Source organism: Streptomyces stelliscabiei, from assembly GCF_014873495.1.
GTDB classification, from domain to species: domain Bacteria; phylum Actinomycetota; class Actinomycetes; order Streptomycetales; family Streptomycetaceae; genus Streptomyces; species Streptomyces bottropensis.
Genome location: NZ_JADBGF010000001.1, coordinates 551,193 through 576,089, shown reverse-complemented (window position 1 = coordinate 576,089; position 24,897 = coordinate 551,193). Strand labels below are relative to the sequence as shown.

General features: G+C 70.7%; 20 protein-coding genes. 10 read left to right on the top strand and 10 right to left on the bottom strand.

What is annotated here, in order from left to right; genetic code table 11:
- Positions 1-7: 7 nt before the first annotated feature.
- From H4687_RS02375 to H4687_RS47955, 3 genes are all read right to left on the bottom strand, one after another.
- Positions 8-1,051: an L-idonate 5-dehydrogenase gene (locus H4687_RS02375; protein WP_063778532.1), complete on the bottom strand. Its 1,044-nt coding sequence runs from the start codon at positions 1,049-1,051 to the stop codon at positions 8-10.
- Positions 1,052-1,134: 83 nt separating this feature from the next.
- Positions 1,135-1,908: an SDR family oxidoreductase gene (locus H4687_RS02370; RefSeq protein WP_046916176.1), complete on the bottom strand. Its 774-nt coding sequence runs from the start codon at positions 1,906-1,908 to the stop codon at positions 1,135-1,137.
- Positions 1,905-2,789: an NAD(P)-dependent oxidoreductase gene (locus H4687_RS47955; protein WP_233443548.1), complete on the bottom strand. Its 885-nt coding sequence runs from the start codon at positions 2,787-2,789 to the stop codon at positions 1,905-1,907. The genes H4687_RS02370 and H4687_RS47955 overlap by 4 nt, the downstream gene beginning before the upstream one ends.
- Before the next feature lie 175 nt (positions 2,790-2,964).
- On the opposite strand from H4687_RS47955, the gene H4687_RS02360 reads away from it, so the two are divergent.
- Complete coding sequence (locus H4687_RS02360) at positions 2,965-4,446, top strand: gluconokinase (protein WP_046916174.1); 1,482 nt, start codon at positions 2,965-2,967, stop codon at positions 4,444-4,446.
- A gap of 627 nt (positions 4,447-5,073) precedes the next feature.
- On the opposite strand, the gene gnd is transcribed toward H4687_RS02360, so the two are convergent.
- The 4 genes from gnd to H4687_RS02340 are packed head-to-tail and all read right to left on the bottom strand — an operon-like array spanning position 5,074 to position 9,004.
- Positions 5,074-5,988 (bottom strand): phosphogluconate dehydrogenase (NAD(+)-dependent, decarboxylating), encoded by a 915-nt coding sequence (gnd, locus tag H4687_RS02355; RefSeq protein ID WP_050398957.1) that lies wholly within the window; start codon positions 5,986-5,988, stop codon positions 5,074-5,076.
- A 3-nt stretch (positions 5,989-5,991) separates the two neighbouring features.
- Positions 5,992-6,960 (bottom strand): NAD(P)-dependent oxidoreductase, encoded by a 969-nt coding sequence (locus tag H4687_RS47950; protein WP_050398959.1) that lies wholly within the window; start codon positions 6,958-6,960, stop codon positions 5,992-5,994.
- Positions 6,957-8,045: an NAD(P)-dependent oxidoreductase gene (locus tag H4687_RS02345; protein WP_050398962.1), complete on the bottom strand. Its 1,089-nt coding sequence runs from the start codon at positions 8,043-8,045 to the stop codon at positions 6,957-6,959. Before H4687_RS02345 ends, H4687_RS47950 begins: the two co-directional genes overlap by 4 nt.
- Complete coding sequence (locus H4687_RS02340) at positions 8,045-9,004, bottom strand: cyclase family protein (protein ID WP_050398963.1); 960 nt, start codon at positions 9,002-9,004, stop codon at positions 8,045-8,047. The genes H4687_RS02345 and H4687_RS02340 overlap by 1 nt, the downstream gene beginning before the upstream one ends.
- A 180-nt stretch (positions 9,005-9,184) precedes the next feature.
- On the opposite strand from H4687_RS02340, the gene H4687_RS02335 reads away from it, so the two are divergent.
- The 5 genes from H4687_RS02335 (at position 9,185) to tkt (ending at position 17,595) form a co-directional block, all read left to right on the top strand.
- Positions 9,185-9,979 carry an IclR family transcriptional regulator gene (locus tag H4687_RS02335; RefSeq protein WP_233443549.1) on the top strand — a complete coding sequence of 265 codons (795 nt, stop codon included), beginning with the start codon at positions 9,185-9,187 and terminating at the stop codon, positions 9,977-9,979.
- Between the two features lie 191 nt (positions 9,980-10,170).
- Entirely contained in the window at positions 10,171-11,739 is a 1,569-nt protein-coding gene (locus H4687_RS02330) for a sugar ABC transporter ATP-binding protein (RefSeq protein WP_050398979.1), read from the top strand.
- Entirely contained in the window at positions 11,739-12,935 is a 1,197-nt protein-coding gene (locus tag H4687_RS02325) for an ABC transporter permease (protein WP_050398980.1), read from the top strand. Before H4687_RS02330 ends, H4687_RS02325 begins: the two co-directional genes overlap by 1 nt.
- Before the next feature lie 109 nt (positions 12,936-13,044).
- A complete protein-coding gene (locus H4687_RS02320; RefSeq protein WP_404819265.1) occupies positions 13,045-14,199 on the top strand; it encodes a substrate-binding domain-containing protein in 1,155 nt (384 codons plus the stop codon).
- A 144-nt stretch (positions 14,200-14,343) separates the two neighbouring features.
- Entirely contained in the window at positions 14,344-17,595 is a 3,252-nt protein-coding gene (gene tkt, locus H4687_RS47945) for a transketolase (RefSeq protein ID WP_192781799.1), read from the top strand.
- Positions 17,596-17,751: 156 nt separating this feature from the next.
- Here the strand turns inward: tkt and H4687_RS02310 are convergent, their stop codons facing one another.
- Positions 17,752-18,378 (bottom strand): TetR/AcrR family transcriptional regulator, encoded by a 627-nt coding sequence (locus tag H4687_RS02310; RefSeq protein WP_046912970.1) that lies wholly within the window; start codon positions 18,376-18,378, stop codon positions 17,752-17,754.
- A gap of 146 nt (positions 18,379-18,524) precedes the next feature.
- Here H4687_RS02310 and H4687_RS02305 point away from each other — a divergent pair, with 146 nt between their 5' ends.
- Complete coding sequence (locus H4687_RS02305; protein WP_046912969.1) at positions 18,525-19,475, top strand: alpha/beta fold hydrolase; 951 nt, start codon at positions 18,525-18,527, stop codon at positions 19,473-19,475.
- Between the two features lie 244 nt (positions 19,476-19,719).
- On the opposite strand, the gene H4687_RS02300 is transcribed toward H4687_RS02305, so the two are convergent.
- Both H4687_RS02300 and H4687_RS02295 read right to left on the bottom strand, forming a co-directional pair.
- Entirely contained in the window at positions 19,720-20,454 is a 735-nt protein-coding gene (locus tag H4687_RS02300; protein WP_078907112.1) for a sulfite exporter TauE/SafE family protein, read from the bottom strand.
- Between the two features lie 381 nt (positions 20,455-20,835).
- The gene (locus tag H4687_RS02295) at positions 20,836-21,342 is read right to left on the bottom strand and encodes a MarR family winged helix-turn-helix transcriptional regulator (protein ID WP_046912975.1); all 507 of its coding nucleotides are present in this window, start codon (positions 21,340-21,342) and stop codon (positions 20,836-20,838) included.
- Between the two features lie 114 nt (positions 21,343-21,456).
- Between H4687_RS02295 and H4687_RS02290 the strand changes: the two genes are divergently transcribed.
- From H4687_RS02290 to H4687_RS02280, 3 genes are all read left to right on the top strand, one after another.
- Complete coding sequence (locus H4687_RS02290; protein WP_046912968.1) at positions 21,457-22,311, top strand: alpha/beta fold hydrolase; 855 nt, start codon at positions 21,457-21,459, stop codon at positions 22,309-22,311.
- Positions 22,312-22,666: 355 nt separating this feature from the next.
- Positions 22,667-23,698 (top strand): GlxA family transcriptional regulator, encoded by a 1,032-nt coding sequence (locus H4687_RS02285; RefSeq protein WP_046912967.1) that lies wholly within the window; start codon positions 22,667-22,669, stop codon positions 23,696-23,698.
- A complete protein-coding gene (locus tag H4687_RS02280) occupies positions 23,695-24,465 on the top strand; it encodes a DJ-1/PfpI family protein (RefSeq protein ID WP_046912966.1) in 771 nt (256 codons plus the stop codon). The genes H4687_RS02285 and H4687_RS02280 overlap by 4 nt, the downstream gene beginning before the upstream one ends.
- The last annotated feature ends 432 nt before the right edge of the window (positions 24,466-24,897 follow it).

The window sequence follows — 24,897 nt, the reverse complement described above, 5'->3', positions numbered from 1 at the left end:
GTCGTCTTCAGGCCTTGAAGTCCAGCAGCACCTTGCACGAACGGGCGGGGTCGGCCGCCAGTTCGAACGCTGCCTGTGTGTCGGCCGCGGGTACTACGGAGGTGACCACCGGGTCCACCGGCAGGCTGCCGTCGGCCAGCGCTCGCAGGACGTCGGTGAGTTCGTCGTCGAAGCGGAAGGAGCCGACGAGTCGTACCTCCCGGGTGATCAGTGCGTTGGCCGCCACCGGAGTGTCGCCGGGCGGCAGGAGGCCGAGGCCCACGACGAGACCGCCGCGGTCGACCCCGTACACACAGGTGCGCAGTCCCGCCGGGCTGCCGGAGGACTCGATGGCGAGGTCCGCGGCGAGTTCGTCGAGCCCGTCGACGCCGGCGCCGACCCGCACGGTCGAGGTGGCGCCCACCTGCTTGGCGATGGCCAGCGGGGCCTCGTGCACATCGGTCACGGTGATCTCGGCGGCGCCGGCGGCCCGGAGCGCCGCCACCACGAGGCAGCCTATGGGGCCCGCTCCGGTGACCAGCACCCGCTTGCCGCGTACGTCCCCGGCCTGTCGGACGGCGTGCCAGGCGACCGCGGCCGGCTCGGCCACGGCGGCAAGCCGTAGATCCAGGCCGTGGGGCAGGGGGAGCACTCGCTCGGCGGGGACGACGATGACGTCGGCGAAGCCGCCCTGGACATGGGGGTCGCGCGCGGCGCTGCCCAGGTAGCCGGTGTCCAGGCAGGTGTTGCGCCGACCGGCCAGGCACTGGCGGCAGCTGCCGCAGGAGGCCAGCGGGTGCACGGCCACCGGTGTTCCGGGGGCCGGCGCCGGGGTGCCGGGGCCGACCTCGCGCACCCGGCCCACGACTTCGTGGCCGAGCACCAGCGGCTCACGGATCCGGAACTCCCCGACCGCGCCGTGGCGCCAGTAGTGCAGGTCGGAGCCGCAGATGCCGCCGTACCGGATGTCGACCGCGACCTCGCCGGGGCCGGGCACCGGCACCGGGCGTTCCTCCAGGCGAAGGTCGCCCGCTCCGTGCGCCACTACGGCGCGCATCGTCGCTGAGTCCATGTTCTCGTCCCGCTCTCCGCCGAGGGCCTCGGCTGATCGGCTGCTCGGCTGCTTCGATCGGTTCGTACAGGGGTGGTGATGCGTCAGACGACTGCGGTCAGTCCGCCGTCGACGGCGATCACCTGACCGTTGACGAAGTCGGACGCGGGTGCCGCGAGCCATATCAGCGTGCCGACCAGGTCCTCGACCGTGGCCCAGCGTCCGGCCGGGGTGCGGCCCCGGATCCATGAGTCGAAGGCCGGGTCGTCCACCAGCGGGCGGGTCAGCTCGGTGACCACATAGCCGGGGGCGAGGGCGTTGACGGTCAGCCCTGATCCCGCCCACTCGGCGCACATGCTGCGGGTCAGCATGGCCAGGCCGCCCTTGGAAGCCGCGTAGGCGGCGATGCCGGGCCGGGCCAGCCAGGTCTGTACGGAGCAGATGTTGACGATCTTTCCGTGGCCTCGCTCGACCATTCCGGCGGCCACCGTGCGGCCGACGAGGAAGGCGCTCGTGAGGTTGGTGTGCAGCACCCGCTCGAAGTTCTCCGCGGAGATGTCCAGCATCGGTTCGCGGTGCTGCACCCCGGTGTTGTTGACGAGGATGTCCAGCGGGCCGGTGGCGTCCTCGATCTCCCGGATCGCCCGTCGTACGGCCTCCTCGTCGGTGACATCGAAGGCGGCCGTGTGCACCTTGGCACCGGTCGCGTCGGCCAGCTCCTGGCGGGCGCGTTCCAGCGCCCCGGGATCGCGGCCGTTCAGGACGAGTTCCGCACCCGCCTCGGCCAGCCCGGTGGCGAGGGCGGCTCCGATGCCTTTGCTGGAGCCGGTCACCAGGGCCCGGCGGCCGGTGAGGTCGAACAGGGCGGGAGCCTTCACGGCCGTACCTCCAGAGGGGCGTAGTAGTGCATCAGTGCCGCGTTGTCGGCGTCGCCGTGGCCGGCCGCGCCGAGCCATCGATGCAGTTCGGCCACGGCGGTGGTGATCGGAAGCGGTATGCCGGCGGACCGCGCGTGGTCCCGGGCGGCGTCGAGATCCTTGACCATGTTGCCGACGCGTCCGGTGGGGGAGAGGTCGGCCTCGGCGAACTTGACGAAGAACTCCTGGAGCAGGGCCGAGTCGGCCCTGCCCCCGGTGAGGGCGGTGAGCACCTGCCGGGGTGGCAGACCGGCCCCGCGGACCAGGGCGGCCGCCTCGGCGAGTGCGGCGAATCCGCAGCCGACCAGTACCTGGTTGACGGACTTCACCAGCTGGCCGGAACCGGCAGGGCCGAGGTGTGTCAGTCGTGAGGCCAGTGCGCCGAGGACGGGCCGGGCGCGTTGGACGTGCTCGGCCTCGCCGCCGAGCATCAGGGTCAGTTCGCCACGCTCGGCACCCGGCGCTCCGCCCGAGAGCGGGGCGTCGACCCAGCCGGCGCCCAGACGCGCGGCACGCTCGGCGAACTCTCGGGTGTGTCCGGGGTCGATGCTCGACATGTCGATCATCAGCACGCCGTGCGGAGCCGTGCTCAGGACACCGTCCGGTCCGAAGACGACGTGGTCCACGATCTCCGCGGTGTTGAGGGACAAAATCACGATGCCTGAGGGGGCGAGCGCGGCGGGGGACGGTGCCGTGGCCGCTCCGCCCCGGGCGAGTTCAGCGGCGGCCTCCGGTCGGATGTCGTAGACGCGTACCGGGTGTGCGCACGTGAGCAGTCGACGGGCGAGGGCGGAGCCCATCACCCCGAGCCCGGCGACGCCCACCTCCGTAGCTATGGACACCTGAAGACCTCCTGAACAACATGCTGTTATGAAAACAGTATGCTGGCTGTCTTTCTAGGGCTGGTCAACCCTGAACACGGAACGAAGATGGAATCAAAGGATGGCATGGACAGCATATTGGCGTGATGGCCACATGCTGTTATCTTCTCGGCGTCGTGAGAAACGGAGACCTGTCATGAACGACGTCGGCGAGGTGGTGCTCGGCATCGATCTGGGCACCACGGCCACCAAGGTGGTCGCGGTGGACGCCTCCTACCGCCCGCTGTCGACCGTCGAACGCCCGGCCCTCCTGCGTACCGGGCGTGCCGGCGAAGCCGTCCATGACCCCGCGGTGGTGCTGGCCGGGGTCGTTGACGCGGTGCGCGAGAGCGCGGAACACTGCGCGCGACAGGGACTGGCCGTACGAGGGCTGTCCTTCAGTGCGGCCCTCCACACCCTGCTCGCCCTCGATGGCGACGGTGACCCGCTCACACCCGCGCTGAGCTGGGCCGACACTCGGGCGGCCGACATCGCCCGGGGTCTGCGGGCCGAACGTGGGGACGCTCTCCACCGCGTCACCGGCACTCCCGTGCACCCCATGGCACCGCTGTCCAAGCTCGCCTGGTTCGCCGCGCACGAGCCGGAGCTGGTCCGTCGCACGAACGGCTGGTGCGGTGTGAAGGACTATGTTCTCTCCCGCTTCACCGGCCGACTCGTCACCGACCTCTCGTGCGCCTCCGCGACCGGACTGTTGGACATCCACACCGCCGACTGGCACCGGCCCGCCCTGGAGGCCGCCGGCATATCCGGTGAACGACTCCCCGAACTCGTCCCGCCGACTTCCGTCTTTCCGTTGCTGCCCGGACCGGCCGCCGAACTCGGTCTTCCCTCCGGACTGCCCGTGGTCGCGGGCGCCGGCGACGGTCCTCTCGCCAACCTGGCCGTCGGCGCCATCTCCCCCGCGACGGCCGCGCTCTCGCTGGGCACCAGCGGCGCGCTGCGCGTCGTACGCGAGCGGCCGGGCGTGGACGACAGATGCCGCGTCTTCTGCTACCACCTCGCCGACGGCCTGTGGGTGCTCGGCGGAGCGGTCAGCAACGCCGGAGTCGTCGCCCAATGGGCCGCCGAGTCCTTCGGCGGGGTCGACGTCGCCGACCTGCTGAAGGAGGCGGCCGCAGTGGAACCGGGCTCCGAGGGCCTCATGGCACTGCCCCACCTCCTCGGCGAACGCGCCCCGTGGTGGGACCCCGACGCCCGGGGCGCCCTCGTCGGGCTGCGCCGCGGGCACGGCAGGGCCCACATGACCCGGGCCATGATCGAGGGCGTCGGACAGCAACTGGCGCTGGTCCGGGACTCGGTGCTCGCGGCCGGGGCCCCGATCGCCTCGGTGCGTGCCACGGGCGGAGCGTTGCGGTCGCCGCTGTGGGCGGAGATCGTCGCGGCGGCGCTGGACTCGCCGCTGGAGATCACCGACGACACGGCCGGCTCCGGGTTCGGGGCAGCCCTCCTCGGCTGGCGCGCACTCGGCGCCGTGGACCACCTCTCCGCCCTGCCCGCCGACGTCTGGGCCCGCCCCCACCGCACCGTCCACCCGGACCCGGTCGCCGTGCGACGCATGTCGCAGGCGCGGCCCCTGGTGGAGCGGTGCTACGAGACGCTGCGGGGCCTCTGCGCGTAGCACCCCCGTCGGGGAGCGGCGACGATCGCCCACGGTCCGTCTGCCCACCGATCCCACCTCCTCGCACGGCCACGGCCATGGCGACGGCCACGGCCACGGCGACGGCCACGGCCACGGCCACGGCGACGGCCACGGCCGTAGCCCGGTCGTCTGGCGACCCGCCGTTGAGCTGCGGGCCGATGATCAGATCGGCCGCCCGCCCCGCCCCGCCCCGCCCCGCCCCGTCCCGCCCCGTGAGGACGAACCCGACCCTGACCGGCCCTGCGTGCTTCGCCGTCTCTCGCGCGCCGGACAACGGGGACAAGCCACAGGACGACGGCCGGCGCAGCCCTGCCCAGCGGCACGTTCACCGCGGAGATCCAGCCTTCGCCAGGCGCATGTGGTGCACAGCGCGCTGAACCCAGGGCGCGAGTACAGGGCCGAGCAGCCCCGGCCCAGGTGACCCGGGGCGTCGCCCGCACAGCAGGTCCCGTCGGTGCGTGATGCACATGCGTGATGCACACGACGGAACCCGCTGTCGGACGGGCAGTCGGACGGGCACCGGCCCGAGGCCCCGGCGCACCCCACGATCGCCCGGACGAAGACGCGGCGGGCCCCAGCGGCCCCGACACCGCTGCTTTCGCTAGGTCAGGCCGAGCCCGCGGACACGCCGGTCACGGCATGCACGGCATGCACGGCATGCACGGCGTGTCCGCCGAACTGCTGCCGCATCGCCGCCAGCGCCCTGAGCTGGGCGGCGTCCGGCTCGCGGGAGGCGAAGCGGGCGAAGAGCGCGGCGGTCATGGCGGGAGCGGAGACCGCGAGCCGCACCGCCTCCTCGACCGTCCAGCGTCCCTCGCCGGAGTCGTCGACCCGGCCGGAGAGACCGCTCAGGGCGGAGTCCTGCTCCAGGGCGCGGACGAGGAGGTCGAGCAGCCAGGACCGTACGACCGTGCCGTGCCGCCAGGAGGCGAGCACCTTCGGCACGTCGGGGACGTACTCGCTGGCCTCCAGCAACTCGTAGCCCTCGGCGAGGGCCTGCATCATGCCGTACTCGATGCCGTTGTGGACCATCTTGGTGTAGTGGCCGGCGCCCACCGGGCCCGCGTGGCAGATGCCGTCCTCCTCCGGCGCGAGCGCCTCCAGCAGGGGCCACACGCGGCGGACGTGTTCGTCAGCGCCGCCGCACATGACGGCGTAGCCGTTCTCCCGGCCCCAGATACCGCCGCTGACACCGCAGTCGACGTAACCGATTCCGCGTTCGGCGAGCGTCCCGGCGTGCTCGGCGTCGTCGCTGAAGCGGGAGTTGCCGCCCTCGACCACCACGTCGCCCGGGGACAGCAGCTCGGCCAGCCGACGGATCGCCTGGCGTGTGGGGTCCCCGGCCGGGAGCATCAGCCAGACCACACGGGGGGCGGCGAGCTTGCCGACCAGTTCCTCCAGGGAGTTCACGTCACGGTCGGGGGAGGTGCGGCTGTAGCCGATCACCTCGTGGCCGCGGTCACGCCAGCGGGCCGCCATGTTGCCGCCCATGCGTCCGAGACCGACGATTCCTGTCTGCATTGCTCAGTCCTTAGAGGGGTGGTGCGGATGGGCCTGGGAAGTGGGGTGCGGGTGGGAGGGACCGTTGTCCTCGCGCAGCAGCCGGAGGACGACGCTGTTGTCGAGGTCACCGAGCCCCCTGTCGTCGACGGCCGCGTACAGGCGGGCGACGGTGGAGGACAACGGCAGCGCGACGCCCGCGTCGGTCGCGCTGTCGAGGACGAAGCCGAGGTCCTTGTGGAGGTAGCGGGCGGGCCCGGACGGCGTGAAGTCGCTCTCGGCGAGGTGGTGGCGCTTCTGCGCGAGCACCTCCGAGGAGGCGAGGCCGCCGGCCAGCACCTCCAGCAGGGCCGCCGGGTCGAGTCCGCCGCCCTCCCCGAGCACGACGGCCTCCGCGAGGGCCACCAGCGTCCCGGCGACGACGAGTTGGTTGCACGCCTTGGCGAGCGATCCGGCTCCGGTGTCGCCCATGCGGCGTACGGTCGAGCCCATGGCCCGCAGATACGGGCGGACGTCTTCGACGGCGTCCTCCGTTCCGCCCGCCATGATCGACAGGATGGCGTCGCGGGCGCCGGTCACCCCGCCGCTCACGGGAGCGTCGACGACGCGGACGCCGTGTGGACGGAGCTCCTCGGCCAGGGCGCGTACGGCGACGGGAGAGACGGTGCCCATCACGACGAGCGTGTCCATCGTCCGGCCCGCTGTGGCCGAGGCGGCCAGGCCCGCGAGCAATCCGTCCGGGCAGGCCCAGACATCCCGGACCTGGGGCAGGTCCGGCAGCATCGTCACGACCGTGCGAGCGCCGGCCGCCACCTCGCCCGGACTGTGCGCGGCCCGGCAGCCGCCGGCGACCGCCGCGTCGAGTGGCGCCCCGCGTCGGTTCCAGGCCAGGACGTCGAAGCCGGCCTTCGCCAGGTTGACCGCCATCGGAAGGCCCATCGCGCCGAGCCCGACGAAGCCGACGGTGTCGGAGCGGGAGGGCGGCGGGCTCACGGCCTGACCCCCGCCCGCGCGGGCCGGCTCGCGTCGTCCGCGAGCGCGCCCAGCCGTTCGGACAGGTAGGGGTGAGCGAGCACATCCCGGTTGACGACGAAACGCGGCAGTCGGCCGGTCGCCACGTCCAGCACGGCCCGGACCGCGCTGCCGCCGTTGCCCGCGGACATCTCGTCGGTCCAGGCCAGGCTGTGCGGACTGAGGACGACGTTGTCCATGTGCAGCAGCGGGTTGTCCGGCTCGGGCGGTTCGGTCTCGAAGACGTCCAGGCCGGCGCCTCTGATGCGGCCCGCCCGCAGTGCGTCGATCAGTGCCGTCTCGTCGACGATCGGGCCGCGGGCGACATTGAGGAGGACGGCATGGGGCTTCATCAGGGACAGCCGCCGGGCGTCCACGAGGTGATGGGTCTCCTCGGTCAGCACGCACATCACGATGACCGCGTCCGACTCGGCCAGCACGGCGTCGGCGTCGGCGAGACGTACGCCCAGTTCCGCGGCGGTCTCCGACGGACAGTAGGGGTCGTAGGCGATGATCTCGGTGTCGAACGGCCGGAGCAGTCCGACGAGGTCGCGGGCGGTGTTGCCGAGTCCGAGGAGGCCGATACGGCGGCCGGTGAGCCCGAGCCCCATCCACTGCTCCCGCTCGGCCCAGCGTCCCTGGCGTACCAGCCGGTCCTTGGTGGTCATGTTGTGCAGGAGCCCCAGCAGCATGGTGAGGGCGGCGGTGGCGACGGGCCGCCGGGCGCCGTCCGGGGTGATGGTCACGAGGGCGCCGTGCCGCGTGCAGGCGTCGAGGTCGACGGCGTCGTAGCCGACCCCGAAGCGGGCGAAGAGGACCGGGGCTCTGGTGAGGCCGGTGAAGGTGCGGGCGGTGACGGCGGGGCCGGCGAACAGGACGGCGTCGAGGCCGTCGACGTCCGGGGCGAGGAGTTCGTCGGTATCGCGCGGCAGGTAGTGCCAGTCGATCCCGGCGGCGTCCAGCTCGCCCAGCCGGATGTCGCCCCACACATTACGTCCGTCCGCGTCGAGGAAGTCGCGGCTGACCCCGACGGTGAACGGGCCGTCGGCCGGGGGGAGGCCCGCCATCACAGCACCGCGACCGGGTTGACGGGCGAGCCCGTGCCGCCGGGGATGTTCAGCGGCGCGACCACGAGCAGGAACTCGTAGCGGCCCTGCGTCGCGCAGGCGGCCGACAGCGCCTCCAGGTCGAGATTGTCCAGGAGCGGTACGCCCATCGCGGTGATGGCGAGGGCGTGCACGGGGGAGTGCAGCCCCTCGACGGGCGAGGGACGTACGTCGCTGTCGCCGTCACCGCCGAGCAGGGAGACCCCGCGTTCGGCCAGCAGGGGGACGGCGTCCACGTGGAAGCCGGCGCTCGCGTTGTCCGGGTTCCAGGGGCCGAGTTCGGCGCGCCGCCGGAAGTGTCCGGAACGCAGCAGTACCGCGTCGCCCTCGCCGATGCTCACGCCCAGCGCCTTCTCCGCGGCGACGATGTCCTCGGCGTGCACGGCGGTGCCGGGCTCCAGCCAGTCGATGCCGAGGGCGGCGGGCAGGTCGATCAGTACGCCCCTGGTGACGAGGGGGCCCAGCGCGGAGACGGCGCCGAAGTGGGCGCCGGCGGCGTCGACCACCTCGCGGGCGGTGCGGCCGTCGTAGAGCTGACCGCGATAGGCGATGTGGGACAGCGCGTCGAGGTGGCTGACGCCCTTGCCGTGGTAGTCGACGGCGATGAAGTCCTTGTGGCAGGAGGGTTCGGGGGCCTCGACGTCGCCGAGGTCGGACATGTAGTGCAGCGCGGGCTTACCGTTGTCGGGGCCGGGCACGGTGTTCCAGGGCAGGGCCATGGGGACGGTGACGCCGCTGCGGACCAGGGCGGTGGCCCGCTGGACGTGGGCGGGCGTGACCCGGTTCCACGCGCCACGGTCGGCCGGGGTCCAACTGCCCCAGGTCCGTACGGCGGCGAAGAGGGAGTCGAACTCCTCACGCGACAGCGGGGGGCCGTTGTCGGGCGGAGGGGGCGGGGAGTCGGTCGGGCTGCTGGTCATGAGGTGCTCAGCGCTCCAAGGCTCGGAGGGTGTCGTCGGCCGGCCTACAAGGCGCGCTACGGTCGGCGGACTCGGCGAATCCCGATGCAAAGCGCGCGGCGACGGCATTGTCGTTCGGCGACAGACGAGAGACAATAACAACATGCTGAACTTCGAACAGAATGATGGGTGGAATCGACGGTGAGCGCAAGCGACCCGGGAAGCCTCGTCCCGGCGGTGACCCGAGCGGTGGCGATTCTCGACGTGCTCGGCGAGGCGGAAGGCCGCCCGCTGTCGGTCAGCGAGATCGCGCGTGCCCTGGACCTGCCCAAGTCCTCGACGGGCAATCTCTGCGCCTCCCTGGAGGCGGCGGGCATGATCACGCGCAACGGCGCGGGCTTCGCGCTCGGGCGCAAACTGGTGGAGCTCGGCGGCCGGTACCTGTCCACGGTGGACCAGCTGCGCGACTTCTACGAGTTGTGCCGGCGCAGCTCGCACATCTCGCAGGAGACCGCCCGGGTGGCCGTTCTCGACGGCCTGGACGTGCTGTACCTGGCCAGGTACGACGGCACCCAGCCGTTGCGGCTCACCGCCAACATCGGCGACCGTTTCCCCGCGAACTGCACGGCCACCGGCAAGGCCATCCTCTCCACGCTGGATCCGGCGGTGGCGGAGGACCGGCTGCGCGGCCGTACGCTGCCCGCGCTGAGTGAACGGTCCATCACCTCGGTGCCCGCGCTTCTCCAGGACCTGGCGCAGGCCCGGGAGCGGGGGTACGCGGTCGACGACGAGGAGGCGACGGCGGGTGTGCTGTGTCTGGCCGTGCCGGTAACCGGTTTCCGCACCGACTCGGCGCCCTTCGCGATCAGCGTCACCGTGCTCAAGGCGCGGCTCGACGACGAGTTCCGTGCGGCGCTCCTGAAGGATCTGCGCGCCATCGCGGCGGGCATGGAGAACCCCATGCTCCCGCAGGGGGCGTCCGAGGGGGGCCGATGAGGTGAGGCGGGGGCCCCGCCTCCGCCTGGGTGATCGTCGTCGCGGCGGCCGTACGGAAATCTCTCCGTACGGCCGCCGCAACGTTTGGGCAACTTATGGCAACGGGAGTATTGACCAACATGCTGTGATGAGTTCAGGATGCTGGTCGAGCCGATGGATCGGTCCTCGGCCTGCAGATCCCGGAGAAGTCCGTGAACGACGCTCCCGACGACATAGCCGCCAGTTCTCCGTCGCCCGACGGGCGCGCGGCCTCCCGCCCGATCGTGACGGTCCGCGGCCTGCGCAAGCGGTTCGGCGGCACTCTCGCGCTCGCCGATGTGGACCTCGACATCCACGCCGGCAGCGTCCTTGCCCTGTTGGGGCACAATGGTGCCGGAAAATCCACACTTATCAAGGTCCTCGCCGGTGTCTATCGCGCCGACGAGGGCCAGGTCACCGTCGCCGACCACCCTCTCGGCTCCGGCGCCGCGAGCGCCGAGATGTCCTTCATCCACCAGGACCTGGGCCTCGTGGAATGGATGACCGTGGCCGAGAACGTCGCCCTGGGCACCGGCTACCCCCGCCGCGCCGGGCTCGTCTCCTGGCGGCAGGTACGCCGGCGCTGCACCGAGGCCCTGGAGATAGTCGCCGGGCACCTCGACCCGGACGCTGCCGTCGCCGACCTCACCCGCGCCGAACGCTCCCTCGTCGCCATCGCCCGCGCGCTGGCCACCCGCGCCCGCCTCATCGTCCTCGACGAACCCACGGCCAGCCTCCCCGCCGCCGACTGCGCGAGGCTCTTCGACGTCCTGCACACCCTGCGCGACCGAGGCCACGCCATCGTCTACGTCAGCCACCGCCTCGACGAGGTGTACCAGGTGGCCGACCGCTACGCCGTCCTGCGCGACGGGCACCTCATCAGCGAGGGCCTCCTCGCCGACCACGGCCCCGACCGGATCGTGCGCGACATCGTCGGCCACGAGCCGGAGAGCCACCGTCCCGCGGCCCCGCGCACCACCTCTGCCTCCGCCTCCACCGTGCTGCGCATGTCCGGCGCCACGACCGAGGGCGCCGGCCCCGTCGATCTCGAACTGCGCGCCGGGGAAGTCCTCGGCATGGTCGGCCTCACCGGAGCCGGACACATGCACCTCGGCCGCGCCCTCGCCGGCTCCCGGCCCCTCACCGGCGGCCAGGTGCTCCTGGACGGCAGGCCCTACCGCCCCGGATCGGTCTCCGCCGCCGTCGACGCGGGCATCGGCTTCGTCACCAGCAACCGCCAGGAGGAGGGCTGCGCCCTGGAACTCTCCGTCCGCGAGAACTTCCTGGCCAACCCCCGGGCGGACGCCCGCTCCCCGTGGCGCTGGATCAGCCCCAAGCGGGAACGCGCCCAGGCCAGGTCACTCGTCGAGCGGTTCGGCGTACGCCCCGGCGATCCCGAGGCCCCCATCGCCACCCTCTCCGGCGGCAATCAGCAGAAAATCATGATCGGCCGCTGGCTGCGCCTGAGCCGCCGCGTGGTGATCCTCGAGGAACCGACCGCCGGAGTCGACGTCGGCGCCAAGGCCGAGATCTACCGCCTCCTCGACGACGCCCTCGCCGAAGGACTCGCCGTCCTGCTCATCTCCACCGACTTCGAGGAAGTCGCCGACGTCTGCCACCGCGCCCTGGTCTTCGTCCGGGGTGCCGTCACGGCCGAACTGTCCGGCGCGGCCCTCACCGTCACCGAACTCACCCACGCCGCGTCGGCCATGCCGGCGCTGACCGGAACGGGCAACCACTGATGGCCACCGAGACCACATCCTCCCGCCGCGATCAGGGAACCACGACCGGCAGCGACACCGACAGGAGCAAGCGCACGAACACCACACCCTCTGCCCGCCGGTCCAGCGGCAGCCGCGCACGCGGCCATCTGATCGGCACCTACGGTCTGCTCACCCTCACCGTCCTGCTCTTCCTCGTCTTCTCCTTCGCCCTGCCGGACACGTTCCCCACCCTCGACAACATCTCCTCGATCCTGTCCAACCAGTCGATCCCGGCCATGCTCGCCCTCGGCGCGATGATCCCCATCGTCACCGGCAAGTTCGACCTCTCCGTCGGCTACGGCCTCGGTCTCGCCCATGTGCTGACGATGCAGCTCATCGTCAACAACGGCTGGGCCTGGCCCATGGCCTGCCTGGTCGTCGTCATCGGCGGCGGCATCATCGGCGTGTTCAACGGACTGCTCGTCGAGTTCGCCAAGATCGACTCCTTCATCGCCACCCTCGGCACCGGCAGCGTGCTGTACGCCTGCACCGGCTGGATCACCGACGGCGCCCGCATCGTCCCCGGCCCGCAGGGACTGCCCCCGGCCTTCACCGACCTGTACGACTCCAAACTCCTCGGCCTGCCCGTACCCGCCTTCTACGTCCTCGGCCTCGCCGTCGTCCTCTGGCTGCTCCTGGAACGGCTGCCGCTCGGCCGTTACCTGTACGTCATCGGCTCCAACGCCCGAGCCGCCGACCTGGTCGGCATCCCCACCCGCCGCTACGGCATCTACGCCTTCGCGGGCTCCGGGCTCGTGGTCGGCTGCGCGGGCGTCCTGCTCGCCGCCCAGCAGCAGATCGGCAACCCCAGCGTGGGTATGGACTACCTGCTGCCCGCCTTCGTCGGCGCCCTGCTCGGCTCCACCGCCATCAAGCCGGGCCGCGCCAACGCCGCCGGCACGGTCGTCGCCGTCGCCATCCTCGCCATCGGCCTCGCCGGCATCCAGCAGATGGGGGCCGAGTTCTGGGCCACCTCGCTGTTCAACGGCGGCACCCTCCTCCTCGCCGTCGGCCTGGCCGGCTACTCCGCCCGCCGCAGGCTGCGCGCCGGCGCCAACGCCACCCGCACGTCACTGTCCGAGCCGTCGGCCTCCGCCGCGCCGACCGCCTCCGTGCAGACGTCCCCCTCCTCCGCGGAATCCACACCCCCGCCACCGGCCGCGACACCGGAGTAATCCGCATCGCCGCCCCCTTCACGTCGAGGCGGCCGACCCCACCTCCATCCCCTCGATACACCCCCCGCTGCCCTCCTTTCCTCCCCGTACGCCATACAAGGAGCCGTCCGTGTCGCACCACCACACCCGCCAGGCGACCCTGAGAACCCTGGCCGCCCTCGCCGTGGTCACCGCCTTCGCCGCAGGCTGCACCCGAGGGTCCCAGTCCGGCACCGCCGGCACCGCGGCCGAGACCAAGGGAGGCTGCCCCGCCGTCCTCGCCAAGGCCAAGGCAGCGGTCAAGGCGGCCGAGGACGTCAACGCCCCCTGGGACGGCCCCACCACCGGTCCCAAGGCGGTCGCCGGCAAGACCATCGTCTACGTCGCCCAGAGCATGACCAACCCGGGAGTGGCCGGCGCCGCCGAAGGGGCCAAGGAGGCCGCCAAGGCCATCGGCTGGAAGATACGGATCATCGACGGCCAGGGCACCCCGGCCGGCATCCAGGCCGCACTCAGCCAGGCCGTCGCCGTCAAGCCCGACGGCATCGTGCTCTCCGGCTTCGACCCCAAGTCGACCGCCCAGCAGGTCGCCCAGGCCAACACCGCCGGTATCCCGCTCATCGGCTGGCACGCCGTGGACGCCCCCGGCCCCAGCAAGGACCCCAAGCTGTTCAGCAACATCACCACCAAGGTGGAGGGCGTCGCCAAGATCAGCGCCGACTGGATCATCGGTCAGTCCAACGGCCGGGCCGGCGTGGTGGTCTTCACCGACGCCTCCATTCCCTTCGCCAAGGGCAAGTCGGACCTGATCGAGAAGGAACTCGTCACCTGCTCCGACGTCAAGGTACTGACGACGTCCAACATCCCCATCGCCGACGCCAGCAGCCGCACCCCCCAGGAGGTGTCCGCGCTGCTGTCCCGCTTCGGCACCAAGTGGACCAGCTCGGTCGCCATCAACGACCTCTACTTCGCCGACGCCGCCCCGGCCCTGCGCGCGGCCGGGAAGAAGGGCAACGGGGCTCCCTTCAACATCGGCGCGGGCGACGGCGACCCGTCCGCCTTCCAGCGCATCAACAGCAAGCAGTACCAGACGGCGACGGTGCCCGAGCCGCTGACCGAGCAGGGCTGGCAGATGGTCGACGAGTTCAACCGCGCCTTCGCCGGCAAGCCCGCCAGCGGCTACGTCGCCCCGGTCCACATCACGACGGCCGACAACAGCGGCGGCAAGTCGTCCTGGGACCCCAGCGGGTACCGCGAGGCCTACCGGAAGGTCTGGGGGAAGTAACCCGACCGACCCGAGCCGACCGCACGCCACCCTCCCCGCTCGCCCCGGCGGGAAGGGCGGCGTCGCGCGTCGCGTTCGTGTCCCTCTTCGCCCTGCCCTCCGCCTCGCACACCCTGGAGTTCGCTCGTGCACCCGTCCCCGCCCGTGGACGCCTCCCGCCCTGCCTCCGTCACCGCCTCCGTCACAGCCCTCGCGTGGACCGAATTGGACCAGCGGGCCGTCGACACCGCCCGGATCCTGGCCGCCGACGCCGTCCAGAAGGTCGGCAACGGCCATCCGGGGACGGCGATGAGCCTCGCGCCCGCCGCGTACACCCTCTTCCAGAAGGTGATGCGCCATGACCCCGCCGACCCCGACTGGGTGGGCCGTGACCGGTTCGTCCTGTCCGCGGGCCACTCCTCGCTGACCCTGTACATCCAGCTGTACCTGGGGGGTTTCGGCCTGGAGCTGGCCGATCTGGAGTCCTTCCGCACCTTCGGTTCCAAGACCCCGGGCCATCCCGAGTACGGGCACACCAGGGGTGTGGAGACGACGACGGGGCCGCTGGGCCAGGGGGTGGCCAACGCGGTGGGCATGGCGATGGCCGCCCGTTACGAGCGCGGCCTGTTCGACCCGGAAGCCGCGGTCGGGGAGTCGCCGTTCGACCACCACGTCTTCGCCATCGCCGGTGACGGCTGCCTGCAGGAGGGCATCTCCGCCGAGGCGTCCTCGCTGGCCGGGCACCAGAAGCTCGGCAACCTGGTGCTGCTGTGGGACGACAACCACATCTCCATCGAGGGTGACACCGAGACGGCCGTCTCCGAGGACGTCACCAAGCGGTACGAGGCCTACGGCTGGCACGTGCAGCGGGTGGAGCCCAAGGACAACGGCGACCTCGACCCGGTCGCGCTGTTCGCGGCGATCGAGGCGGCGAAGGCGGTCACCGACAGGCCCTCCTTCATCGCGATGCGTTCGATCATCGCCTGGCCGGCCCCGCACGCGCAGAACACCGAGGCCGCGCACGGCTCGGCGCTCGGCGCGGACGAGGTCGCCGCCACCAAGCAGGTGCTGGGCTTCGACCCGGAGAAGAGCTTCGATGTCGCGGACGAGGTCATCGCGCACACGCGTGCGCTGGGCGAGCGCGGCCGTGAGGCGCGTGCGGTGTGGGACAAGCAGCTGCAGGAGTGGCGGGACGGCAACGCCGGGCGGGCCTCCGAGTTCGACCGGATCAGCGCGGGCGAGCTGCCCGAGGGCTGGGAGTCGCACCTGCCGGAGTTCGAGACGGGCAAGGGCGTCGCCACGCGCGCCGCGTCCGGCAAGGTCCTCCAGGCGCTCGGCGCGGTGATCCCGGAGCTGTGGGGCGGCTCCGCCGACCTCGCCGGGTCCAACAACACCACGATCGACAAGACGTCGTCGTTCCTCCCCGCGGACAACCCGCTGCCCGAAGCCGATCCCTACGGGCGCACGGTCCACTTCGGTATCCGTGAGCACTCCATGGCCGCGGAGATGAACGGCATCGCGCTGCACGGCAACACCCGTATCTACGGCGGCACGTTCCTGGTCTTCTCCGACTACATGCGCAACGCCGTGCGCCTGTCGGCGTTGATGCATCTGCCGGTGACGTACGTGTGGACGCACGACTCCATCGGTCTGGGCGAGGACGGCCCCACGCACCAGCCGGTCGAGCATCTGGCCTCGCTGCGGGCGATCCCGGGTCTGAACGTGGTCCGTCCGGCCGACGCCAACGAGACGGCCATCGCCTGGCGCGAGATCCTCAGGCGCTGGACCAAGGAGTTCGGCAAGGGCGCCCCGCACGGTCTGGCGCTGACCCGTCAGGGCGTGCCGACGTACGAGGCCGACGAGGATGCCGCCAAGGGCGGTTACGTGCTCTTCGACGCGTCGAACGGCGCGCCGGAGGTCGTCCTCATCGCCACGGGCTCCGAGGTGCATGTGGCCGTCGAGGCCCGCGAGCGGCTGGAGGCCGACGGTGTGCCCACGCGGGTGGTGTCCATGCCGTGCGTGGAGTGGTTCGAGGAGCAGGACCAGGGGTACCGGGAGAGCGTTCTGCCGCCGTCCGTCAAGGCGCGTGTCGCGGTCGAGGCCGGTATCGGACTGACCTGGCACAAGTACGTCGGCGACGCCGGCCGCATCGTTTCGCTGGAGCACTTCGGCGCTTCGGCCGACGGCAAGGTCCTCTTCCAGGAGTTCGGCTTCACCGCGGAGAACGTGGCCGCGGCCGCCCGGGAATCCCTCGGGTCCGAGACACCGAGCGGCACGTCTTGCACGACTGACGATCCGCTGGAGCGGCTGTCCGGCGCAGGGGTCTCGATCTGGCTGGATGATCTTTCTCGCGGCCGCATCACGTCCGGGAGCCTGGCCGAACTCGTGCGCAGGCGGCGCGTGGTCGGTGTCACCACCAACCCGACGATCTTCCAACAGGCGGTCGGCGACGCGAGCGGGTATGCCGAACAGATCTATGACATGGCCCTGCGCGGGGTGACGGTCTCCGAGGCCGTTCGCATGATCACCGCGGCGGACGTCCGGGACGCCGCCGACATCCTGCGCCCGGTCTTCGACACCACCCAGGGACGGGACGGCTGGGTCTCCATCGAGGTCGAGCCCCGGCTCGCGCACGGCACGGACGCGACCGCCGCCGAAGCGAGGCACCTCTCCTGGCTCGTGGACCGCCCCAACACGCTCATCAAGATCCCGGCGACCAGAGCGGGGCTCCGGGCGATCACCGAGGTCATCGGCCTCGGTATCAGCGTCAACGTCACGCTGATCTTCTCGCTGGAGCGCTACCGCCAGGTCATGGACGCCTACCTGGCCGGTCTGGAGAAGGCCAGGGAGCGCGGCCTCGACCTGTCCAAGATCCACTCGGTGGCTTCGTTCTTCGTCTCGCGAGTCGACACCGAGATCGACAAGAGGCTGGAAGCCCTGGGCACTCCGGAGGCCGCGGCACTGCGCGGCAAGGCCGGCATCGCCAACGCCCGCCTCGCCTACCAGGCGTACGAGGAGGTGTTCGGTTCGGCCGACGGTTCGACGCCGTCCTCGCAGCGATGGGCGGTGCTGCACCGGCTGCACGCCAACAAGCAGCGCCCGCTGTGGGCCTCGACCGGTGTGAAGGATCCGGCCTACCCCGACACCAGGTACGTCACCGAGTTGGTTGCTCCGGGCATCGTCAACACCATGCCCGAGGCCACACTGGAGGCCACCGCCGACCATGGCGAGATCAACGGCAACTCCATCGCCGGCACCTACGAGCAGGCCCGCGCCCACCTCGACGCCCTGGAGAAGCAGGGCATCTCGTACGTCGGAGTCGTACAGGCCCTGGAGACCGAAGGGATCCAGAAGTTCCAGCAGTCCTGGGACAGCCTGTTGGAAGCGGTCCGCGCGGCCCGGCCACTGCAACACTGAGCGGCCACGCTCACCGTACCGACGTGCCGTGGCGTCGTCGTGAAGCGAGGCGCGGGTCGGGTTGCGCTTGTACGTTCCTCGGCGAAGCGGGTCGTGCTGCTGGTCCGGTGGCCTGACAGCAGCTCAGGCCGATCCCGGTGAGACTACTTGCGCAAGTCACCGGGGCGTAGGCTCGGCCCGGCCGCTGTTGAAGATCCTGTCGAGGTGGTAGCGGAGTGCCGTGATGGCAGACTCCGGCGTCCGCTGCCCGACGAGGATGCTGGTACCCAGGGTCGCCGTCATGGCGAGCAGGCTGATCGCCTCCGTGCGAGCGTCTGCTCCGGCGTCGGCCCGGCCCGTCTCCTGTGCCTGTTGGATCAGTTGGGTGAGGGCGTTCTCGGCTGCGTCAGGGTTGTCGATGAACGGCTGGGCGGCGAGGGCCTCGTCGGTCACGGACAGGATGGCGTAGGAGCTGTAGAGAAGGTGGAAGATCCTGCTCTCCTCGTCGGTCGGCAGCGAGGCCAGCAGTAGTGCCTCGATCGTCGTGCGGGGGCCCGGGTCCCGGCCGGCCGCGGCGAGGCGGGCGCCGACGCGGGCGGTGAAGCGGTCGGTCAGGTGTTGGAGGCCGTGGAAGAGCAGCTTCTCCTTCGTCTGGAAGTAGTACTGCACCAGGCGCAGTGAGACGCCCGCCTCGGCGGCGACGTCGCGCATGCCGACGGCGTGCAGGCCCTGCCGCCCCGCGACCTGGATGAGTGCTTCAGCGATCTGGGTGCGGCGTTCATCGTGGTCCACGCGCTTGGGCATCCGTGGTGTCTCCGGCCGTGATCGGGGTGGTGGGTTGTGTGTGCGTGTTCGCCGTCGGGTCAGGCCCGACGGCACCTTTTCATGGTACCGCCGTACCATCACTATGATACGGTCGTATCACAAAGAGTGGATCTCACGGAGGTGCCATGCCCGAGAACACGCCCCGAACGCGCCGCGACATAGGCCGCTACGTCAACGACCAACTGCGCGACCGCTACTTCGCCGCATGCGACACGCTCTACGCGAAGGGCGCACCCCTCCGCTCCGAGACCGACGTGGAGACGAGCTTCGGGACCACCCACGTCTACCGCTACGGCCCCGCGGACCCGGCTGCCCAGTCCCGCACGCCGGTCGTCCTGATCCACGGCTCGGGCGGCTGCTCCGCGATGTGGTACCCCAACACGGCCGCGCTCGGCGCCGACCGCCCCGTCTACGCCCTCGACACCCCCGGCGACCCGGGCCGCAGCATCCACCGCGAGCCGATGTGGCAACCCGATCGGGCCGCTCAGTGGATGGACGAGGCGCTCGACGCCCTCGGCCTCGACAAGGTCCACCTCGTCGGCTCCTCCTACGGTGGCTGGCTCGTCATCAACCAGGTCCATCGCCGGCCCGAACGGCTCGCCTCCGTCACCGCCCTCGACCCGGGTGGGCTGGAGAAGGTGGGGCTGCGCTTCTTCGTCTGGATCTTCGCCAGCCTCTTCGCCACGTTCGCTCCCGAGCGGCTGCGCCCGGCCCTGGCCAAGTGGCTGGAGCAGCCGGTCGTATCCGACCCGGATCTGCGCGCCTGGATCCAGGCCGGCGTGAAGGCCTTCCGGATACGCCGTCCCGCTCCACTGCCGCTGTCCGACGACGAGTTGGGCTCCATCCGGACACCGTTCTACCTGATCATGGGTAAGCGCAGTCTGCTGGTGCACCCGAAGCGTCAGCTCGAACGCGTTCCTCGGGTGATTCCCGGCGCCCGAGCCGAGGTCGTCGCAGCGACCGGACACGGGCCGCAGATCGACCACCCCAGCCTCGTCAACACCCGGATCCGGAGTTTCATGGAGGACATCGACTCCCTCCACCCGGCGACGACCCGGAACGTCACCGACGCATAGCCGCTGAGACCTCCGGAACCAATCGCGGGGCGTCCAAGGGGGCAATCCCTCGTGTCGGTGGCGGCTGCGAGGCTGGAGGGCATGGACTGCGACGACGAGTAGCGGCCGTGATCGGATCTACGGAACCGACCACGGCAGTCCCGGCCCGAAGTCGGGACGGAGCTATGTCGAACTGGTGGGCGGGCCGCTGGACGGATTGCGGCTCGACGTCACTGACTGAAGGCCGGAGGCATCTGAGCTGGCGTTAAAGCATTCCCTGTATGCCCTTGATGAGAACGGAGAGGCCGCCGGTCAGGGCCAGGGTGAAGATGAGGCGACGCACCCACTCTTCGGGGACCCTCGATGCGAGTTGCCTGCCGAGGAGGGCGCCCGTCACCAGGGCGGCCACGGTCACCGACCAGGCCGGCCCGCTCAGCCGAGGTGCACCATTGGCGGTCACCGAGAAGAGGTTCACCATGACTCCATAGAATTGTGCGTTCGGCACAAATTCACGGACCGGCCAGCCCGCATTGACCGCATAAAGCGAATACGGCGGCCCGCCGACACCGGCGGCGGAATTCATGAACCCGCCCACGGCTCCTGCAGCCACAGCGCCTCTCGCACCCGCCAGAGCCGGTATCCGCACGCCTCCCATGACGAAAGCGACGGCCAGAGTCGTCAGCATTCCGATAGCGGCCAGCAGTACGGCTTCGGGCAGTCGGGCTGCCACCCAGGAACCCGCAGGCACCGTGCATCCTGCGGCGACGATCAAGGGAATCATGGCGTCGATCCGCACCAGCCGCCAGCTGGCGGTGAGTCCCACGAGACTGATGGCCCCGGCCGCGACATTAGCGAGCGTGACGCCCTGAGCCGTCCCGAGTATGAGAACGAGCGCGGGCACCGCGATGAGTGCAAAACCCATGCCGGTGAGCCATTGCACCGACGCACCCAGCATGACTATGCCGCCCAGCAGTAACTCGGCCGTCCCCGCGCTCGCCACAGCTCACACCTACCGTCCTCCGAGATGATCTACGCCATCCTCTCCAGGGGACAACTGCGAACGCAACGGCCCGGCACGGAAGTTGTGCAGACTTGCGACCCGAATGCTGACGCAGCCCTACGTGCGAGGTCACGCAGAACTCGCGCCTGCTCGGACAGGTCGGCGACGCAAGGAAACCCGGGCCCGGAGGGATGCGTCGTGCGCTCTCCTCCGTACGTTCCCTGCGCGGTACACGCAGTCCCCCGCCATCGGTGCGACCCGCCCCCAAAGAGGTCGCTGCATGCCGCCTTCCCCTCCACTCCGGATCTTTCACACTGCAGCACTGGTCTGTGCGGGGCGATGAGCCCGGGCGTCGTTGCCGCGGGTCCGTGTGAGCGGTGATTACGGCGTGGCTTTCGGTGTGGCGTGCTCTCCGCCAGAGGCGAGGTCGCGGGCGCGGGCGACGACGGAGGGGGTCAGTCGGCGGGCCAGCAGATCCAGGGCTTGGGTGACCTCGCGGATGGTGTCCGGGCCCGGTGCGACGCCGTCCGCGCCGGTCAGGGCCGCGGCGAGAGTGTCGTCGATGGCTGTGGCGCGGACTTCGGCAACGCGGGCGGAGGGCATCGCGGCTGGGCGAACCAGTCGGCGGCGCCGGTCGCTTGGATCGGGTTCCGTCTCGACCGAGCCGGCCTGCTCCAGCCGGGCGACAGCGGTGGAGACCTGACTCTGCGGCAGGCCCGTCCGTGCGGCGATTTCACCGACCGTCGTCCCGGGGTGGGAGAGGAGATCGCCCAGGACGACGAGCACCGAGCGGGCCGACCCCGGCGCACCCGATGCCGCCGGTGGCATGGCCTGTTCGCCGATCTTCATGAGGGTGCGGCCCAGGAGGAACAGTTCGACTCCGTTCATGCACGGATGGTACATCCAGATCGATGCATCATGATTGATGTATCGATTTAGATGCGTTATTGTCGTGGTGTCAGTCGGCAGATGCCGACGACAGCCGAACAAGGGGGATCCGCCATGCCGACGACCGCCGCCACCATCCGCGCGCTCTCTGTTCCGGGCGCCACCCTTCACTTCCAGATCGAGGGCGATGGCCCGGTCCTCGTTCTGTCCCAGAGCGGCGAGGGCGACGCGGACCGAACGGTCGACCTGGTCCCGCACCTGGCCGACAGGTTCACCGTCGTCACCTACGACCGCCGTGGTCTGTCGCGCAGCACTCTCGACGACCCTGCCCGCCCCGTAACCATGGCCGACCACGCGGACGACGTGGCCCGGCTGATCACCGAGGTCGGTGACGGGCCGGCACTGATGGCCGGATTCAGCATGGGCGCCGCCATCGGCCTGCAGACCGTGGCCCGGCATCCGGGCCTGGTGAGCACACTGATCGCCCACGAGCCCGTGATGCCCAACCTGCTGTCCGAGGCAGACCGCGCGGAGCACGTGGCGGAACTGAAGGCCATCCAGGACGCATACACAGCCGGGGGCCTCGAGGCAGCCTTCCCGGCGATCGCCCGCCACCTCGGCATCGACCCGGCGCACGACGAGACCGAGGAGGGGCTCACGCCCCAGCCGCTGACGATCCGCAGAAAGGCCAACTTCGCGTTCTTCATCGGAACGGAATTCACAGCCGTCACCTCCGACGACCACTACCGGGACGAGCCGGTGCCGGCCGCGACGGCCGCGGGCACGCGGATCATCCCGGCGACGGGCCGGACCACGCGGTCCACGGTGCACACCTACCGCTGCGCACTGGCGCTGGCGGCACAACTGGACACGGAGCCGGTCCAGTTCCCGGGCGGACACAACGGCAACACCGCGTTCCCCCGTGCGACGGCGAAGGTGCTGAAGGACGTACTCGGGCTCGGGTGGTGATCATCCAACGGTGCACAGCGAGAAGCCCCGCCTGAGGTCGCGGCCAGTGACATACGACGGGCCCGCGTGCGCAGAGCAGCGAGCGGGAGGGCGGAACCTGTGAAGGGGGAGCGGTCACACGTCACGGGAGGGTACGTAAGTGCCCCTCCTCGCCCAGGCGAGCTTCGTCCCCGACACCGTGAAGCCCCGGCCGGTAGGAGCAAGCTTCCAGTTCCTGGGGCCTTACGCGAAGGTGATGTCCTGCGGGCGTAAGTCCCGTGGGGCGGATGTGCATGAGGCCATCGGCCCGGTCGAAGCACGCCCCTTGAGGCAGCGGACGAGCGGATGAGCGGATGAGAGAAGTGGTGCTCGGGGTATGCGCTTGAATCAGGGTGGGCACGAGCACGGGGACCAGCGGCGCGTTCTCATCATCGCCTACGACGACGCGCAGATCCTCGACATCGCCTGTCCCAGCGGTGCCCTGGACGTCGCCAACCGGTACGGCGCACAGCCGCCCTACGCCATCGAGCTGGGCACCCTCGGCCGCCGGGCTGCCCGGAGTTCGGCCGGGATTCTGCTGGCAGCCGGTCGGAGTCTGGAGGCGGTCGTGGGACGGCTGGACACACTGATCGTCGTGGGCGGAATCGGATGCGAAGACGCGGCGGCGGACGAGCGACTACTGAGCCAGGTTCGCCGTTTGGCCGCACGCAGTCGACGGGTGGCCTCCGTCTGCACCGGCGCGTACGTACTGGCCGCCGCCGGACTGCTCGACCACAGACGGGTGACGACCCACTGGGGATGGGGAGAACGGCTCGCCGAGCGCCACCCCGCCGTGGCCGTGGACGCAAATCCCCTCTATGTCCGCGACGGCAACGTCTACACCTCCGCCGGTGTGACCAGCGCCCTGGACCTGACACTGGCCCTGATAGAGGACGACCATGGTCCGACACTCGCGCGGACCGTCGCCCGCGAACTCGTCACTTACCTGCACCGGCCCGCCGACCAGGCCCAGATCTCCATGTTCCTTGCCGCTCCACCGCCGGAAGACCGGCTCGTACGGGACCTGATGGGTTATATCGCCGGCCACCTGGCCGAGGACCTCAGTCCAGCGGCTTTGGCGGCCCGGGCAGGGGTCAGCCCTCGGCACCTGACTCGGCTGTTCACGGCACACCTCGGTACAACTGCCGCGCGCGCCGTACGCGCGGCACGGACCGAAGCGGCGGCGCACCTCGTGCGCTCCAGCGCACTGTCCATGACAGCGATCGCCCGACGGTGTGGCTTCCGGTCGGCGGAGACGCTGCGGCAGGCGTTCCTCGACCGCTATGGGGTCACGGGGGACAGACTTCGCAGGATGCCGGACATGCCACCCCCGCGTGTCCCACCGAGGCAGAAGACTCCCAGCCCATGAGCCATTCCACGACACGCAGAAACGTCCTGCGCGGGACCGCGGCCACCGCCGTGCTCGCGGCCACGGCGGCAGCCGCCCGGACCGAAACGGCGTACGCGGTCCAGCCCGGCGGAAGCGCGGGCCCGAACATCGGCATCCTGCTGTACGACGGCTACAGCCTGCTGGACCCCACCGGGCCGGCCGAAATCCTGTCCCGGCTGCCGGACGCCACCGTGACCATGATCGCCGAGAAACGCGGAGCCATCCGCACGGACACCGGAGATGTGGCCGTGGTCGCCGAGCGTTCCATCGCCGAGGTCGACCGTCTCGACGTCCTCCTGGTGCCAGGCGCGGGCAACCGCGGCACCATCGGAGCGATGAACAACCAGGCGCTCTTGCGCTGGATCCGCAGGATGCACCGACACACCCAGTGGACCACTTCGGTCTGCACGGGCAGCATCGTCCTTGCCGCGGCCGGGCTGCTGGACGGCCGGGAGGCGACGACCTATTGGGCCTCCGCCGACTACCTCCGGTCCACGTTCGATGTCACCTACCTGCCGCAGCGATACGTACGCTCCGGAAAGATCATCACTGCGGCCGGGGTGTCGGCGGGCGTGGACATGGCCCTGTACCTCGCGTCCCTCATCGCGGACGACGACACGGCCAAGGCGATCCAGCTCGCCGTCGAATATGATCCCCAACCCCCCTTCGGTTCAGGCAACGCTTCACATGCCAGTCCTCAACTGAAGGAGCACGCCCTGCAGTTGCTCGCTGCATCACAGGTATAGGGAGGCGGGCGGACCGTGTCACGCGGAGTTTGCACCCGGGCAAGAGGCCTCCCGAGCAAGGGCAAGCGGTTGCCCGGGTGCCGATGCCGCCGGCAGCACTTCAGCGTCTGGCTGCTCGCGTAGCGAGCGACGTCCTTCCACGCTCGGCGAGGCCACGAGCTCGACATGAGGGCTGCCGTAACCGCAGGGTCGCAGAATCGCCTTTCCGCAGGCCTGAGTTCTGCCCGAACCGGCTGCCGCCGGAACGTGCTGTTTCGCGGTCCACCGCCAGCCGAGGCCACGGCCTGGCGTGGCCACGATCGAATACGGCCGGCTGTCCGCAGCCTTGGACAGCTGGCTGAATTCACAACCGGGCGTGACAGGCGGCTCGGGTAGTACTTGGCCCAGTCGTCGCCTTCCCCCCTCGAGCGCCTGCGGCCGGACCGACCCGAT